General features: G+C 63.2%; 14 protein-coding genes. 11 read left to right on the top strand and 3 right to left on the bottom strand.

The features are described from left to right. Positions 1-116: 116 nt before the first annotated feature. From lptC to DOM36_RS14760, 10 genes are all read left to right on the top strand, one after another. Positions 117-728: an LPS export ABC transporter periplasmic protein LptC gene (lptC, locus tag DOM36_RS14805; RefSeq protein WP_110643575.1), complete on the top strand. Its 612-nt coding sequence runs from the start codon at positions 117-119 to the stop codon at positions 726-728. Then, positions 725-1,264 carry a lipopolysaccharide transport periplasmic protein LptA gene (gene lptA, locus DOM36_RS14800; protein WP_075570598.1) on the top strand — a complete coding sequence of 180 codons (540 nt, stop codon included), beginning with the start codon at positions 725-727 and terminating at the stop codon, positions 1,262-1,264. Before lptC ends, lptA begins: the two co-directional genes overlap by 4 nt. A 152-nt stretch (positions 1,265-1,416) precedes the next feature. Beyond that, positions 1,417-2,142: an LPS export ABC transporter ATP-binding protein gene (gene lptB / locus DOM36_RS14795; RefSeq protein ID WP_075570599.1), complete on the top strand. Its 726-nt coding sequence runs from the start codon at positions 1,417-1,419 to the stop codon at positions 2,140-2,142. A 150-nt stretch (positions 2,143-2,292) separates the two neighbouring features. Then, positions 2,293-3,726: an RNA polymerase factor sigma-54 gene (locus tag DOM36_RS14790; protein WP_075570600.1), complete on the top strand. Its 1,434-nt coding sequence runs from the start codon at positions 2,293-2,295 to the stop codon at positions 3,724-3,726. Positions 3,727-3,866: 140 nt separating this feature from the next. Continuing rightward, entirely contained in the window at positions 3,867-4,175 is a 309-nt protein-coding gene (raiA, locus tag DOM36_RS14785; protein WP_075570601.1) for a ribosome-associated translation inhibitor RaiA, read from the top strand. Between the two features lie 9 nt (positions 4,176-4,184). After that, positions 4,185-4,664 (top strand): PTS IIA-like nitrogen regulatory protein PtsN, encoded by a 480-nt coding sequence (ptsN, locus tag DOM36_RS14780; protein ID WP_075570637.1) that lies wholly within the window; start codon positions 4,185-4,187, stop codon positions 4,662-4,664. 18 nt (positions 4,665-4,682) lie between these two features. Then, positions 4,683-5,639 (top strand): RNase adapter RapZ, encoded by a 957-nt coding sequence (gene rapZ, locus DOM36_RS14775; protein WP_075570602.1) that lies wholly within the window; start codon positions 4,683-4,685, stop codon positions 5,637-5,639. Beyond that, positions 5,626-5,895 carry an HPr family phosphocarrier protein gene (locus DOM36_RS14770; protein WP_075570603.1) on the top strand — a complete coding sequence of 90 codons (270 nt, stop codon included), beginning with the start codon at positions 5,626-5,628 and terminating at the stop codon, positions 5,893-5,895. The genes rapZ and DOM36_RS14770 overlap by 14 nt, the downstream gene beginning before the upstream one ends. 112 nt (positions 5,896-6,007) lie before the next feature. Beyond that, complete coding sequence (gene mgtE, locus DOM36_RS14765) at positions 6,008-7,363, top strand: magnesium transporter (RefSeq protein WP_075570604.1); 1,356 nt, start codon at positions 6,008-6,010, stop codon at positions 7,361-7,363. 58 nt (positions 7,364-7,421) lie between these two features. Continuing rightward, positions 7,422-7,811, top strand: a complete 390-nt coding sequence (locus tag DOM36_RS14760; protein WP_075570605.1) for a hotdog domain-containing protein — start codon at positions 7,422-7,424, stop codon at positions 7,809-7,811. A gap of 106 nt (positions 7,812-7,917) precedes the next feature. On the opposite strand, the gene pmbA is transcribed toward DOM36_RS14760, so the two are convergent. Beyond that, a complete protein-coding gene (pmbA, locus tag DOM36_RS14755) occupies positions 7,918-9,258 on the bottom strand; it encodes a metalloprotease PmbA (RefSeq protein ID WP_110643574.1) in 1,341 nt (446 codons plus the stop codon). A 231-nt stretch (positions 9,259-9,489) separates the two neighbouring features. Between pmbA and yjgA the strand changes: the two genes are divergently transcribed. After that, on the top strand, positions 9,490-9,981 hold the full coding sequence (gene yjgA / locus DOM36_RS14750; RefSeq protein WP_083941849.1) for a ribosome biogenesis factor YjgA: 492 nt from the start codon (positions 9,490-9,492) through the stop codon (positions 9,979-9,981). Between the two features lie 51 nt (positions 9,982-10,032). Here yjgA and tldD read toward each other — a convergent pair whose 3' ends face one another. Next, positions 10,033-11,487 (bottom strand): metalloprotease TldD, encoded by a 1,455-nt coding sequence (gene tldD, locus DOM36_RS14745; protein ID WP_110643630.1) that lies wholly within the window; start codon positions 11,485-11,487, stop codon positions 10,033-10,035. An 11-nt stretch (positions 11,488-11,498) separates the two neighbouring features. Then, positions 11,499-15,473, bottom strand: coding sequence for an AsmA-like C-terminal region-containing protein (locus DOM36_RS14740; RefSeq protein ID WP_110643573.1), 3,975 nt, complete (start codon positions 15,471-15,473; stop codon positions 11,499-11,501). Positions 15,474-15,476 lie beyond the last annotated feature (3 nt).

Genomic DNA, 15,476 nt, shown 5'->3' with positions numbered 1-15,476 from the left:
ATGGCCCGACCGAGTCGGAGTCAGCCGTTTCGTCCCGGAAATCCATTCGTTATTTCGATCAGAAGGTTCCAACCGGAGCTCTTCGATCAAGTTTTTTACCAAGACAAGGAGCAACCGTGGCCAAGACAGCCAGATTTCAGTCTCCCTGGTGGCGGCGCCTCGGTCTGCTGGCGTTGCTGCTGACGCTGGGCGGTGGCCTGACCTATCTGGATCAACGCGGGGAAGACCAGCAACAGCCCACGATCGGCAACACGACCGGCGAGCCGGACTACTACCTCGAAGACGCCAGCATGACCCGCTTCGACCAGCAGGGTCGCGCCTATCAACGTCTGGAAACTCCGCGACTGGTGCATACGCCATCCGACGACATCATTCGCACCGAAAAGCCCCACGGCTATCTGACCGACGACCAGCAGCGCCAATGGCAGGTCACCAGCGACACCGGGCGGATGAGTCGAAGCGGCGAGCAGTTGACGCTGCAAGGCAATGCGCGCCTCGTACAGCCGGAGCAGGCCTGGAGCCTGGAAACCCGGACGCTGCATTACGATAATCGTGAAGCCCATGCCTGGAGTGACACCACCTCCGTGTTACGTCAGCATAGCCAGAGCATGCGCGGCGATCGCTTCGACGCCTGGATCAACGAAGACCGTATGCGTCTGACCGACAACGTGCAGGGTCACCTGCCACAGCAACCTCAGTCACAGCAACCCAAGGATCAAGGATCATGAGGCGAGAACTCGGGCAAATTCTGGTGCTGACCGCACTGGGCTTCTCCAGCCTTCCGGCCGTCGCTCTGGAAAGCGATGCCAGTGCGGCGATCGAGATCGCCGCCGATCAGCTCGAGATCGACGACCGTCAGGGCACCGCTGTCTATACCGGCGACGTCGACATGCGGCAAGGCAGCATGAACCTGAAGGCCGCACGCGTCGACATCCAGCGGGGCGCCAACGGCCAGGTCAGCCAGGTCACCGCCAAGGGCGGTGGCGGAGAACGCGCCTACCTCGAGCAGAAGCCGGCGCCCGACGAGGATCTGGTCAAGGGTTGGGGCGACACCGTCGTCTATCATGCCGCGGAGCGTCGCGTGGAGCTGATCGGCAATGCCGAGCTGCACCAGGCCGGGGACACGTTCGACGGCGCCTACGTCGAATACTATCTCGATTCGCGCCGCATCCAGGCCCGGGCCAGCCAGGATAGCGATGGCAACAGTGACGGTCGCGTCCGCATGACGTTGACGCCACGTGACGCCTCTCCGTCGTCTCAATAGCCGCCCTGACAGTCAATCGTTCGCGCAATCTTCTCGAGCCATCGGCCAAGTCACCGTTCCAGCCATGAATTGAGCGCCGATTCGGGACCGACACCGGTGATGACTACCGGCCCCGGATCACGTTGCGTCGCGCTGCCACAAGGATCGTATCCATGAAAACGCTAACGGCCACCAATCTGGCCAAGAGCTACAAGGGACGTCGCGTCGTCCATGATTTCAGCCTGACTCTTCGCCAGGGCAGCATCGTTGGGCTCCTCGGCCCCAATGGCGCGGGCAAGACAACGTCGTTCTACATGATCGTCGGCCTGGTCAAGGCCGATGCCGGCAGCGTCCATATCGACGAGCGGGACCTCAGCCGCGCCCCGATGCACGACCGCGCTCAGGCCGGGATCGGTTATCTGCCGCAGGAAGCCTCGATCTTCCGCAAACTGAGCGTCGCCGACAACATCATGGCGATCCTCGAGACCCGCAAGGACCTGGATCGTGCCGGACGACGCGCCCAGCTCGAGCGGCTTCTCGGCGACTTTCACATCGAGCATATTCGTGACAATCTCGGGATGAGCCTATCCGGTGGCGAGCGTCGACGCGTCGAGATCGCGCGCGCGCTGGCCACGGAGCCGGCCTTCGTGCTGCTCGATGAACCCTTCGCGGGTGTCGACCCGATCTCGGTCGGCGATATCAAGAGCATCATTCGCCAACTCCGTGACCGCGAAATCGGCGTTCTGATCACCGATCACAACGTGCGGGAGACGCTGGACATCTGCGACAACGCCTATATCGTCGGCGACGGCCAGATCATCGCCGAGGGCCGCCCGGAAGCGATCCTCGACAACCAGCGCGTTCGCGACGTCTATCTGGGTCACGAATTCCGCTTATAGTCCGCCATCCTTGCTCTCGTACGGCATGCCACCGGTGGCTGGAGTCACTCACCCCGCCACGGGTGGCATGTATATTGCATAAAACGTTGCATGTCGTTAAATCAACCAGTAACGTAACGTTTCTCTCGTTGATCGTGACGCCCCTTCTCCATGTCCATGAAGCCCTCGCTGCAACTTAGAGTCGGCACCCAGTTGACCATGACGCCTCAGCTTCAGCAGGCGATTCAACTGCTTCAGCTGTCGACGCTCGATCTCTGCCAGGAGATTCAGCAAGCGCTCGAGTCCAATCCGATGCTGGAGCTGGAGGAGCCGTATGAGGAACTCGAGAGTTCGGAGACCCAGGAGGACGAGTGGGCCACCGATATCCCCGACGAATTGACGCTCGACAGCGACTGGAGCGACACCTACCAGGACGCTACCGCCGGCGCGCTGGGCAACGGTAGCGGCAGCGAAGACGCACCAGATTTCGATCGCAACGCCGCCGCCGTCGGGCTCCACGACCATCTGCTGTGGCAACTGGCGATGGGCGATTTCGATGACCGCGAGCGGGAGCTGGGTGAGTGCCTGATCGACGCGATCAATGACGACGGCTACTTCATCGGTTCGCTCGACGAGCTGACGATCAGTCTCCGCGCCCAGCGCAGCGACAGCATCAGCACGGCCGATCTCGAACACATGCTGATGCGACTGCAGCAGTTCGACCCCACCGGTGTCGGTGCCCGCGATCTGCGTGAATGTCTGCTGCTACAGCTGGGCACGCTGGATGGCGATACCCCGCTGCTACCGCAAGCCAAACGCCTGGTGCGACAATTCCTCGAAGCGCTGGCCGGCGATGATCGACGGCTGCTCAAACGACGCCTGCGACTCGAGGACGACGAGCTCGACCGTGTCATCAAACTGATTCGCACGCTGGACCCTCGGCCCGGTCAGGGCTTCGATATCCGTCGCGACGATTACGTGATTCCCGATCTCGTCGCCACGCCCTCTCCGGCAGGCTGGCGCATCGAGCTCAACGCCGAGGCCTTGCCCCGGCTGCGTATCCAGCCCGACTACGCTGCGCTGATCAAACGGGCCGACAAGAGCGACGACAACACCTTCCTGCGCCAGCATCTGCAGGAGGCCCGCTGGTTGCTCAAGAGCCTGTCCAGCCGCAACGATACGCTGCTGCGTGTCGGCAGGGAGATCATGGCGCGCCAGATCGACTTTCTCGATCGCGGAGAAGAAGCGATGAGACCGCTGATTCTGGCCGACATCGCCGGCAGCGTCGACATGCACGAGTCGACGATCTCCCGTGTCACGACGCAAAAGTATATCCACACCCCGCGCGGCGTATTCGAGCTCAAGTATTTCTTCTCGAGCCAGGTTGGCGGCCAGCGCGGTGACGGCGACAGCCATTCGAGTACCGCGATCCGCGCCCGGATCAAGAAGTTCATCGGCGAAGAGCCCCCCAGGAAACCACTATCCGACAGCAAACTGGTGGAACTGCTCGCCCAGTCCGATATCTGCGTCGCCCGGCGCACCGTGGCCAAATACCGGGAAGCGATGGGCATTCCCTCATCGAGTGAACGCAAACGCCTGTCCTGACGTCATACTATCGTCACGCCGATTCGGCGAGACGCATCGATTGGCACTCGCCAATCCGATCCCGATCCATCACGATGCCTTTGCAGTGCCCTGAAAAGGGTTACAATCAGAAGTGCCATCTGCCGCAACAGGAGTGTGTCATGCAAGTGAACGTTACCGGCCACCATGTCGACCTGACCGATGCCCTCCGAGACTACGTCGGAGAAAAACTCGTTCGTTTGGAGCGTCACTACGACAACATCACCAATGTCCAGGTTACCCTGAGTGTGGAGAAGGAGCGCCAACAGGCCGCCGGGACCTTGCATGCCGCCGGCGCCGATCTACACGCCGACGCCAGCGATACCGACATGTATGCCGCCATCGATTCGCTCGCCGACAAACTCGACCGCCAACTGGTCAAACACAAAGAGAAGGCACAAGCCCGCGCCCAAGGCGCCGGCGCCCGTTAACGCCTGATGATGACACTGGAAAAGATCCTGCCCCCCGAACGCACCCTTTACGGGGTCACGGGGGGCAGCAAAAAACGTCTGCTGGAATTCTTCAGCACCTTCGTCGCCCAAAACACACCCAGCCTGGATAGCCAGGAAGTCTTCAGCCGCCTGATCGGTCGCGAGCGATTGGGCAGCACGGGGATCGGCAACGGCGTTGCCATTCCCCATGCCCGCAGCCCGCACTGCAAGGTGCCGATCGCGGGATTCATGCGCCTGGAAGATGCCATCGACTTCGATGCGATCGATGGCGAGCCGGTGGATCTGGTATTCGTGCTGCTGGTCCCGGAAGAAGCGGACGACACGCACCTTTCATTGCTGGCAGAGGTCGCCGGCATCATGAATCAGAGCAGCGTCAGGCAGCAGCTGCGCCACGCCGAATCACAGCAGGCGTTGCACGAGGCCCTGCGCGAGGCCATTCGTCATCACCAGCCCAGCGACGACGGCTGATATCGGGACACATTACGCATGCAACTGGTCATCATCAGCGGTCGCTCCGGCTCGGGCAAGTCGATCGCCCTGCAGGCACTGGAGGATCTTGGCTACTACGCCATCGACAATCTTCCCGCCAACCTGCTGGCGCCACTGATCGATGAACTTCGCAGCGCGCCGCCAACGCGCCCTAACGTGGCAGTCAGCATCGATGCACGGAACCTGCCGGAAGCGCTCGAGCGCTTCCCCGTATTGCTGGACGCGGTACGGGAACGCGGAATCGACACTCAGGTCGTCTATCTCACCGCCGATGCCAAGATCCTGCTGGAGCGCTACTCGGCCACCCGCCGTCGTCATCCGCTGACTCGCGGCAACGACATGACACTGGCCGAAGCGATCGATCACGAACAGGAGTACCTGGCACCGATTCGCCGCATGGCCGACCTGGTGATCGACACTCAAGGACTCTCGGTGCATGACCTGCGTGCGCGAATCGGCGAGCAGGTCGCGCGGCATACCGGCGGTCGTCTGACATTGACCTTCGAATCCTTCGGCTTCAAGCGAGGCGTTCCGCTGGACGCCGACATGGTGTTCGACGCCCGCTGCCTGCCCAATCCGTTCTGGGACCCGGGCTTGCGCGCCTTCGATGGCCGCGATCCCCAGATCGTCGAATTCCTCGAGTCCTATTCCGACGTCCACGCCATGGCCGGTGATATCCATGCCTGGCTGGATCGCTGGTTGCCGGCCTATCTGGCCAGCCACCGCAGCTATCTGACGGTGGCCATCGGTTGCACCGGCGGCCAGCATCGTTCGGTCTACCTGATCGAGCGCCTGGCTCGCCACTTTCATCACGAATCCGCGGACATCCGACTTCGTCATCGCGAACTCGGTATCCAGACCGCCCTCTCGCCAGCATCGAGGCCGCGAGAGACAGCGTTGCAGGATGCACCACTACAAAACGCAGGATCCCCCAAGCGCGATGCCGACACGTGAACTTCGCCTGACCAACCGCCGCGGGCTACATGCCCGCGCGGCCACCAAGTTGGTTCAATGCTGCCAACCCTTCGCCGTTCGCGTTGCCGTCCACCATCGCGAACGCCAGGCCGATGCCGCCAATGTCATGTCCCTTCTGATGCTCGCCGCGCCTTGCGGCACCGAGTTGACCGTGGTGACCGAAGGCGACGATGCCGACGCTGCCATGGATGCGATCGTCGGCCTGTTCGAAGCGCGTTTCCACGAGGACGAGTGACGCTCACAGCCATCGGCATCGTTCGTGAACAGCGTTTTCCATCCTCGTCATTTCCTCCGACGATGGTAGAATGTTCGGCCTATCGCCAGTCGTTCAAGGATGACCGTTCAGGATGAGCAACAATCCGGAAAAGCTGCAGCCCCGGCTGGCCAAGCTCAACGAAGCGCTGGAGAGCGGCGCGCTGGATCAAGCGCGGCGCATGCTCAACCGTGGTCTGGCACCGGTGGACGTCGCTCACCTGCTCGAGTCATCGCCACCCAAAGAGCGTGAGATCCTGTGGGGCTTGCTGGATCCCGAGCTGCACGGTGACGTGCTGCAGTATCTGGGTGACGACGTCCAGATCGAATTCCTCAACCGCATGGACGCGGAACAGCTGCTGGCGGCAACCGAAGGCCTCGACGTCGACGACCTCGCCGACCTGCTGCAGCAGCTACCCAACAAGGTCATCCAGGAAGTCCTCCAGTCGATGGAGGCGCAGGAGCGTCAGCGGGTCGAAGCGGTTCTCTCCTACCCGGAGGACACCGCCGGCGGCCTGATGAACCCGGACGCGATCACCATCCGCCCGGACATCACGCTGGATGTCGTCCTGCGTTACCTGCGCCGTCACGAAAGACTGCCGGATGCTACCGATACCCTGCTGGTCGTCACTCGACGCGATGAATTGATCGGCATCCTGTCGCTCAACCGGCTGCTGGTCTCGGATATCTCGGTGCTGGTGCGCGAGGTGATGGAGACCGATTTCCACGCGATCCAGGCCACCGCCTCGGATAGTGATGTCGCGACACTGTTCCAGAAGCACGATCTGATATCGGCGCCGGTGGTCGGTATCGACGGCAAGCTGCTCGGCCGAATCACTATCGATGACGTGGTCGACGTCATTCGCGAGGACGCCGAGCACCAGGTCATGAGCATGGCGGGTCTCGACGAGGACGAAGACACTTTTGCGCCAGCGCTCAAGACCAGCCGTCGCCGCGCGTTCTGGCTCGGCATCAATCTGATCGCGGCAACCATCGTCTCCATCGCCATCGGTTTCTTCGAAGACACCATTCAGCAGATCGCGGCACTCGCAGTACTGATGCCGATCGTCTCCAGCATGGGCGGCATCGCCGGTTCACAGACCCTGACCGTGCTGATTCGCGGGATCGCGCTCGGGCACGTTTCCGGCGCCAATGTCCGCTGGCTACTGGTCCGCGAGCTGCTCGTCGGCATGACCAACGGCCTGATCTGGGCGGTGGTCGTCGGCACCATGTCCGTCTTCCGCTTCGACGATATCCGGCTAGGCCAGATCATTGCCATGGCGATGGTCATCAACCTCACCGTGGCGACGCTGGCCGGCACCCTGATTCCGGTCATGCTCAAGAAATTCAAGATCGATCCGGCGCTGTCCGGCGGCGTCCTGCTGACAACGATTACCGACGTGGTCGGTTTCGTCGCCTTTCTGGGGCTGGCGACGGTCTTCTATCTGTAGCGGGACATCGCCCCCTTCAGCGCCCCTTCAAGCAGCTCTGGTCAGCGAGGAACCTCACATGAACTTCCACACCCGCAAATGGATCAAGCCCGAAGACCTCAATCCCAACGGTTCGCTGTTCGGCGGGAGTCTGCTGCGCTGGATCGATGAAGAGGCGGCGATCTACGCCATCATTCAGTTGGGCAACGCCCAGGTGGTGACCAAGTACATCTCCGAGATCAACTTCGTCTCCAGTGCCCGCCAGGGCGACATCATCGAACTCGGCATCACCGCCACTCATTTCGGCAACACCTCGATCACGCTGGAGTGCCACGTGCGCAACAAGATCACGCGCAAGAGCATCCTCACCATCGACAGGATGGTATTCGTGAATCTCGGGGAGGACGGCACCCCGGCGCCGCATGGTCGCACCGAGATCACCTATATCAGGGATCGGCTCGACGGCTGAAGCCGAAGGCGCGGAATCCGGAGGCGCCGCACGCCGACACTGGCAACGGGAGAGCCAGCGACGACTGGCGACTGTCGCTGGCTCTCGTTCTCGCTCCTGATCGCGCTTACTGCCCCGCGATAGTCATCGAATCGAGCAGCCAGCTTCCGGTCTGAACACTTCCGCGCCGGTCGACATCGTCGCCCACGCCCTGCAGACCGGCGAACATCTCGCGCAGATTGCCCGCCACCGTGAACTCCTCTACCGGATGAGAGATCCGGCCATTCTCGATCCAGAAGCCTGCCGCGCCCCGCGAATAGTCACCGGTAACCGGATTGAGCCCCTGCCCCATCATTTCGGTCACCATGATGCCGGTGCCCATCTGCTGCATCAGGCTCTCCAGCGAGACCGTCGGTGCCTGGATGCGGACGTTACGCGCACCGCCAGCGTTGCCGGTGGTCTGCAGTCCCAGCCGGCGGGCACTGTAAGCCGCCAGCATGTAACTCGCCAGCCTGCCCCGGTCGATGAACACGTTGTCACGCGTGGCCACGCCATCACTGTCGAACGCAGCACTCGCCATGCCACCCATCTCCCGCGGGTGCTCGCCGAGCGAGAACCACTCGGGGAACAGCGTTTCGCCCAGCTGGTCGCAGAGAAACGAAGACTCGCGGTAGAGCGCCCCCCCGGCAATGCTGTTGAGCAGGTTGCCGACCAGTCCGCGCGCCATGTCCGGCGCCAGCAGGACCGGCAGCCGCCCGGTTTTGGGGCGCTGTCCGCCCAGGCGACTCAGGGTCCGTTCCGCGGCGCTGATACCCACCGATTCCGGACTCGCCAGGTCACTGGCCTTGCGAGCGGTGGTGAAGTCATGATCGCGCTGCATGGCATCACCGCTTCCTCCGATCAGCAGACAGGAGAGCGAGTGGCGCGTGCCTCGCTTGCTACCCAGGAAGCCATGGCTGTTGGCATAGACCGTGACCACTTCCGAGGAGGACAGGCTCGCTCCTTCGGAGTTGGTGATACCCGACCGCTCACGCCCCGCGCTCTCGCAGCGCAGTGCCAGTTCGATCGCCTCGTCGGTGCTCAGCGCCCACGGATGATGGACATCCAGGTCCGGCTGGTCGGTGGCCATGAGCGCAGCATCGGCGAGTCCCGACGCTTGATCCTCACCGGTATAACGCGCAATCGAGATCGCCTTCTCGACCACTGCGCGTATGGACGCATCGCCGGCGTCGGACGAGGACGCATTGCCTTTGCGATTGCCCACGTAGACCGTAACCGCGATGCCCTGATCGCGGGACAGCTCCACGGTCTCGGTTTCGCCGAGTCTCACGCTCACACCCAACCCCTGGTCGACGCTGGCGCCGACCTCGCAGGCGTCCGCACCCAGTCTCTTGGCGAGTTCCAGCGCCATGCTGGCACGCTCTTCGAGACGCGACTGCTGCGCCTCGGCATTGAAGGCTTGGCTCATCTCAGACTCCTGATTCATGAAACTCGAACATAAGAACTTGGAATATAAACACCTGAGCCGTGCGGCTCGATGGCAAAGATCGGCCCACTGACAGCGCGGATCATCGATGCCGTGGACCATCGGTCGCACGCCAAAGGGACAACAGGCGTTGGCGAGACGAATCGCACTGATATACTGCAGCCCTCATTCGTCGCTTTGGTCAGAAACATGGGTAGAAAATCGGATAACGAGATGACTTTCGAGGACGACGCGCCTCCCAGTAGAAGCCAGCTCAAACGAGAGATGCAGGAGCTGCAGGCACTAGGCGAGCGTATCATCGCGCTTGACTCCGCCGTCCGTGCCCGGCTGCCACTGTCCGACGAGATGCGCGAGGCTGTCGAGGAAACCGGCCGAGTTCGCTCCCACGAAGGGCGCCGCCGCCACATGCAGTATGTCGGCAAGGTCATGCGCAAGGAAGATCGCGAGGCGATTCGTGCCGCCTTCGAGGAGATCGACCAGGAACATGTCCAGCGCAATGCCGCTTTCCACCGCCTCGAACAGCAACGCGATCGGCTGATCGACGATGACGACGCGCTGGAGCCGTTCATCGATGCGCATCCCCAGGTCGATCGCCAAGCCCTGCGCCAGCTGATTCGCAACGCGCGCAGCGAGAAGCAGCGCGGCAAGCCACCCGCCAGTTCGCGCAAACTGTTCCAGCTGATCCGCGACACCGCCGGGCTTTGAGCCGCCCGCACCGGATGGGTGCGGCGCGGCCGAAGGACAGGCTCGTCGGCGTCAGGATGCGGTACCACCGACCGTGATCTCGTCCAGCTTCAGTGTCGGCTGGCCCACGCCGACCGGCACGCCCTGCCCTTCCTTGCCGCAGATCCCGATGCCACTATCCAGCGCCATGTCGTTGCCGATCATCGAGACATGCGACATCGCCTCGGGACCATTGCCGATCAGCGTGGCCCCCTTGACCGGCGCCGTGATCCGGCCGTCCTCGATCAGATACGCCTCGGAAGCCGAGAATACGAACTTGCCGGACGTGATATCCACCTGGCCGCCACCGAAACTGACCGCATAGAGGCCACGCTTGACGCTTTTGACGATCTCTTCCGGATCGTCCCTTCCCGCCAGCATGTAGGTATTGGTCATTCGCGGCATGGTGACGTGCGCATAGGATTCACGGCGCGCGTTGCCGGTGGGCTTCATGCCCATCAGCCTGGCATTGAGCTTGTCCTGCATGTAGCCGGTCAGGATTCCGTCCTCGATCAACGGCGTGTACTGGCCCGGCGTTCCCTCGTCGTCGATACTGAGCGATCCGCGGCAATCGGCAAGCGTCGCGTCGTCGACCACCGTGACCCCCTTGGCGGCGACCTTTTCACCCAGTCGGCCGGCGAAGGAGGAGCTCCCCTTGCGGTTGAAGTCACCCTCGAGGCCATGACCCACCGCCTCATGCAGCAGGATGCCCGGCCAGCCATTGGCCAGCACCACCGGCATCTGGCCGGCCGGGGCGGCAACCGCGTCTACATTGACCAGCGCCTGGCGCACGGCTTCCTTGGCATAGACATCGGCCACGTTCTCGTCGCGCAGCCGCTCCATGGAATAACGACCGCCCCCGCCGGCGCTGCCGCGCTCGCGCCGTCCCTCTTTTGCCACGATCACATTGACATTGAAACGCACCAGCGGACGAATGTCGGCCGCGAGCGTGCCGTCACTGGCACACACCAGCACCACCTCATGGACGCCGGTCAACGACGCGCTGACCTGGGTCACGGCAGGGTCCGACGCCCGCGCCACGCGATCCGCCTGCTTGAGCATGGCGATCTTGTCCTCCGCGCTCAGTCCGCTCAGCGGATCGACGCCCTGATAGCGAGACGTCGCCGCCGCGAGCTGGATCGGCGCGGCCTTGCGCCGCTCCCCACTGCGAGCAATACCGGAAGCGGTGCGGCCGGTATCCAGCAGCGCGTCCTGGCTGATCTGGCTGGAATAGGCGAAGCCGGTCTTCTCGCCGGAGAGCGAGCGCACCCCGACACCGCCATCGATGCTGTAACTGGCGTCCTTGACCTCCCCGTCCTCCAGCACCCACATCTCGTGCCAGGTACGCTGGAAAAAGAGATCGGCGTAATCGATGCCGGCGCCCATGGCGTGGCCCAGACCGACATCCAGCGACTCCACGTCCAGCCCCCCGGGGGCCAGCAACAGCGTCGACGCCTGTTTCAAGGCGTCATCACTCGTTTGTCTCATCGGGCTCTGAGTCATTGGGCACTTTCCAAGTTGATGTTCGGCGAGGACCAGGGGCCCTCGATGCGATAGTAAATCTGTGTGGCACGATCCAGCCAGCGGCCGAACAGCTGGTCGAACACGAATAGACCCACGCCGACCTGGGGCGCCCCGGCCATGATCGCGACCAACGGCAGGTTCTGACTGACGGGGACGGTGATCCCGAGCCGCTGATCCATCGTCTGACGGTTGAGATCGACACTGCCGGCCAGAGTGAAGCGCGTCGCGGTGCCGTCGATCACGATCGGTCCTTCGGTCTGCAGCCGCCCGTTGTACAGGGTAGCGCTGCCGTTGAGGCGATTGAAAGAGGTCCCGCCGCTGGTCACGTCGGAGAAGTCCAGCTGCAGGCGGCGCAGGATATTGTCGAGATTGAAAAGCCCCACCAGCTTGGCCCCCGATGAATGAATCTGGCGCAATCGCCCTTTCCCCAGCGTCGCCTGAACCCGTCCCGTCGATAGCGGCAGGGCAAACTGCCACGGCGCACCCGGCCAGGAGAGCTGCGCATCGGCTGTGACATTGTCGCTGGTGATCGGGACCTGCTGGCCCAGCACACGAAACGCACTACCGACATCACCGCCACTGACTTTCATCTGAGCCCGACTCAGGCTGGCGCTTCCGGAGGCCTCCCAGTCGAGGGACCCCGCGAGATCCAACTCACCCAGCGACAGCGTCAACGGAGCGACGGTGAGATGCCGATCGTCAGCGTGCCAGGTGGCTTCCAGCGGGCCGAACCGCTCGCCCTTGCGCTCGAACTCGGCAACACGCACCTGCCCCGCCGGCACCTTGGCAAGCCCCGAAGGCAGTGCAATCGGATGGGGCGCGGTTTCGATCTGCTCCATCAGGCTTGCGGCCTCGCCCTGTCCTTTCTCGTCCTTTTCGTCCGGCGTCAACGCATCCAGATTGAGTCGTGTCAGATCGACGTCGATCGGCATCTCGTCCTGTGGCTGCCAGCTCGCCTGGCCGGCGGCAATCTCACCGTCGAGAGAGAGACGCCAGCCGTTGGAGAGCGGCGCGACATCGGCCTGCAGGCCACCGAGACAGCGGCCATCCACCAGAATGCACGGCGTCGACAGCGCGATTCGCTTGAGCCCTCCACCGTCTTTCACAGGCAGCGCGTTCGGGTCGACGACATCGTCTTCCAGCGTGGTCTCGACATCGCTTCGAGGCGTCGACGTCGAATCGCTAGACTTGAGCTGGGTCAACGCCTGCACCCAACGCTGCGTATCCAGCCGGTTGGGGCGCCACAATACATACCAACCCGGCTCGCTGGGCCAGGCGGCCTGCTCACCCGGCCAGCCTTCCAGCCACACCTGCCCCTGGGCCTGATCCTCGATCGTGCGCCAGCGCGCATGGCCCCAGTCGGCCAATGTCACCGCCCCCGTACCGGCAGCGATATCGGCATCGATCGCCAGCGGCTCCCTGGCATCGGGCGCCTTGCCGAATGGCGGTGGCAGCGATACGCCCAATCCCTGCAGTTCGCTGCGCAGGGTCAGGCTGACGTTGTTCTGATCGTCGAAATTCATGCTGGCTTGATAGGGAAACGAACCATCGAGGAGACCGTCGACACCGGAAACACCCGCCCATTTCAGTAGACCGCTTCCCCGCACCTGCCCCTCCAGTGCGATACCGCTGGCGCCACGCTGATAGCCACCGACGTTGAAGTGTGCCTTCGTCTGCCCATCGAAGGCGCGCGCGTCGAGGTCGCCATTGACGTAGTCCTCGCCTCGTTCGCGGCGATAATGCAGACCACCGTCTATGTCATCGAGCGTCAGCTTCAGCTCGGGGAAGGTCAGCGATCTCGCATCGACCTGGCCCTGAACATCGACTTTCATATCGGTCTCGGCATCGCTCTCCTCATCCATCGGCATGTCGAGGTGCAATTTGGCGTCGACGCTTCCCTCGCTCTGCCACAGCCCGAAGGTCTCGCTCATGGTCTCCAGCGGGGCGTGGGCGAGAAAATCCAGCACGCCGGCGGTGCTGCCGCTGATATCGCCATCGACGGTCAACTGCTTGTCGGCCAGCTTGACCGTGGCGTCTCGAGTGGTGAGATCGTGGCTGGTGGCATGATCGATCTCGGCATCGAGATCCATGTTCTGCATCTGCAGATGGCCATAGACCCGCTCCAGCGCCGGCCAGTCCGGGGCGTACTGAAGACGTCCGTCGGCCACGTCCAGCGACAGCGTGAAGTAGTCGTCCGGATTGACGAACATCTGGCCCTCGGGCGCCTCCTTGTCGCTCAGGGTGACCGAAAGCCCCAGCTTGCCCTGCTTGACGATGCCGCCGATGTCGCCGCCGAACCACTCACGCAGCTGCGCGTCATCGATCACGCGGGTGGGTAACCACGACAGCAAGCGGGAGTTTCGCGCATCGGCATCGGCGAAATCGAGATCGAGCATGAAAGTGCCGGGTTTGTCCGAGGCATCGTAGAGCGTCAGACCGAATCGCCCTTCGGCGCTGGCACCTCGCCACCCGGCTTCGAGATTCTCGCCACTGAGCACCGCGCCCTGCTGCGTCAATGCGAAGTCGACCTGACCACTGGCGTGAGAGAGATCCAGCGGATCGGCGTAGACGGTGGGAATCGAGAATTCGGTTCCCTCGCCCCCTGAGAAGGTCACCGTACCGCCGCGACCGCGATAGGAGACCCAGGCATCGACAGGACCGCCGCCGGGAATCTCGTTCCAGGCCGTCACCGAAGCGTTCTCCAGGGCGCTTTGCGCGTACCACTCTCCGTGATCCCGTCCGACTTCCAGACCCGCGACATGACCGCGTGGATCGAGCTGGATCAGCGTCTGGGACAGTTCGAACGGCAGCGGCAGATAGCGGAGATAATCGGTCACGCCGGCCAGATCGAAAGGCGCGCTGCGCAGCCACCAGCCGCTATCGGTGGACTGCCCCTGCAGCTGTTGCGGCCAGTCGATGACCGACAGTCCGTCATGAGATAGCCGCAGATCATTCACCCAGGCCTGCCAGCGACCGCTGGCGTCGCGATCCAGCCCTGCATCGAACCCCAGGTTCGTCAGCGTCTCGGAAACCTCGTTCGCCGTGTCATTGACCTGCAAACGGGGGACATCCAGTGACAGTCGGCCACGCCGCAACCCGGAATCACGCCACGCTCCTGCCACCGAAGCCTGTCCCTCGATCTCGCCCAGCGCCTTAGGCCAGCCCGAACTCGCTGCGGCCAGCGACGGTGACAGTGCAGCCAGATCGAGCTCGCCGACGAAGCGGGCCTCGGGGTGACCGGCATCACCAGCAGCATCGTTCTCTGGGTCATCACGCTGGATCGTCACGTGCAGCTGGCCGGCGTTGTGGCTTCCGGCGGTCAGCTTTGCCTGAATCGACGCCTCGCCATCACGGCTGGCCAACGTCAGTTGCGATATCGAAACCCGCGCCTGCTCGCGCTGGCCATGCAGCACCAGCGTGACATCCTCGAGCTGCGCCTGCTGTCGCATCAGGATCTGCAACCAGTCATCGACACCGGGCAATTGTCGCGACGACGTCGAATCCTCGGGGCCGCCAAACCAGCGGCTACCGGCGCCATCCGGCCAGGCCCACTGACCGTCGTCCCGCTGATAGAGATGAAGGGTCATGCCCTCGATGTCGCCGCCCCGAATGACCGGCGCACCGAGGCGCCAGCTCGCCAGCGTCTCGAGGCGACCAGCGGCATGATCGACACTGAGCAGCGGCTGTCCGCCGCGACTCGTCAGGCGGAGATCATCCAGCGCCAGGTGGGGATTCCAGCGGTGAACCGCGAGCGACACATGGCCGAGCCCTGCCTGCGCGTCCAGCTGGCTCTCCAGCGTCGAGACAAGCCACGGACTCAGCCGGTCGATCTGCCATGCAGCCAGCCGGACGCCGCTGACGAGAACGGCGATGACGATGGCAACGAGGGCGACCAGCGTCAGTAGCCAGCGCCCCGTCACACGCAAACGAGAGTTTTGCAGACGACTCATCGG

It is taken from the genome of Salinicola sp. CPA57, from assembly GCF_003206035.1.
In the GTDB taxonomy this organism is placed as follows: domain Bacteria; phylum Pseudomonadota; class Gammaproteobacteria; order Pseudomonadales; family Halomonadaceae; genus Salinicola; species Salinicola socius.
The sequence above is the reverse complement of the archived record's forward strand: the minus strand, read 5'-3'. Positions and strand labels throughout refer to the sequence as shown.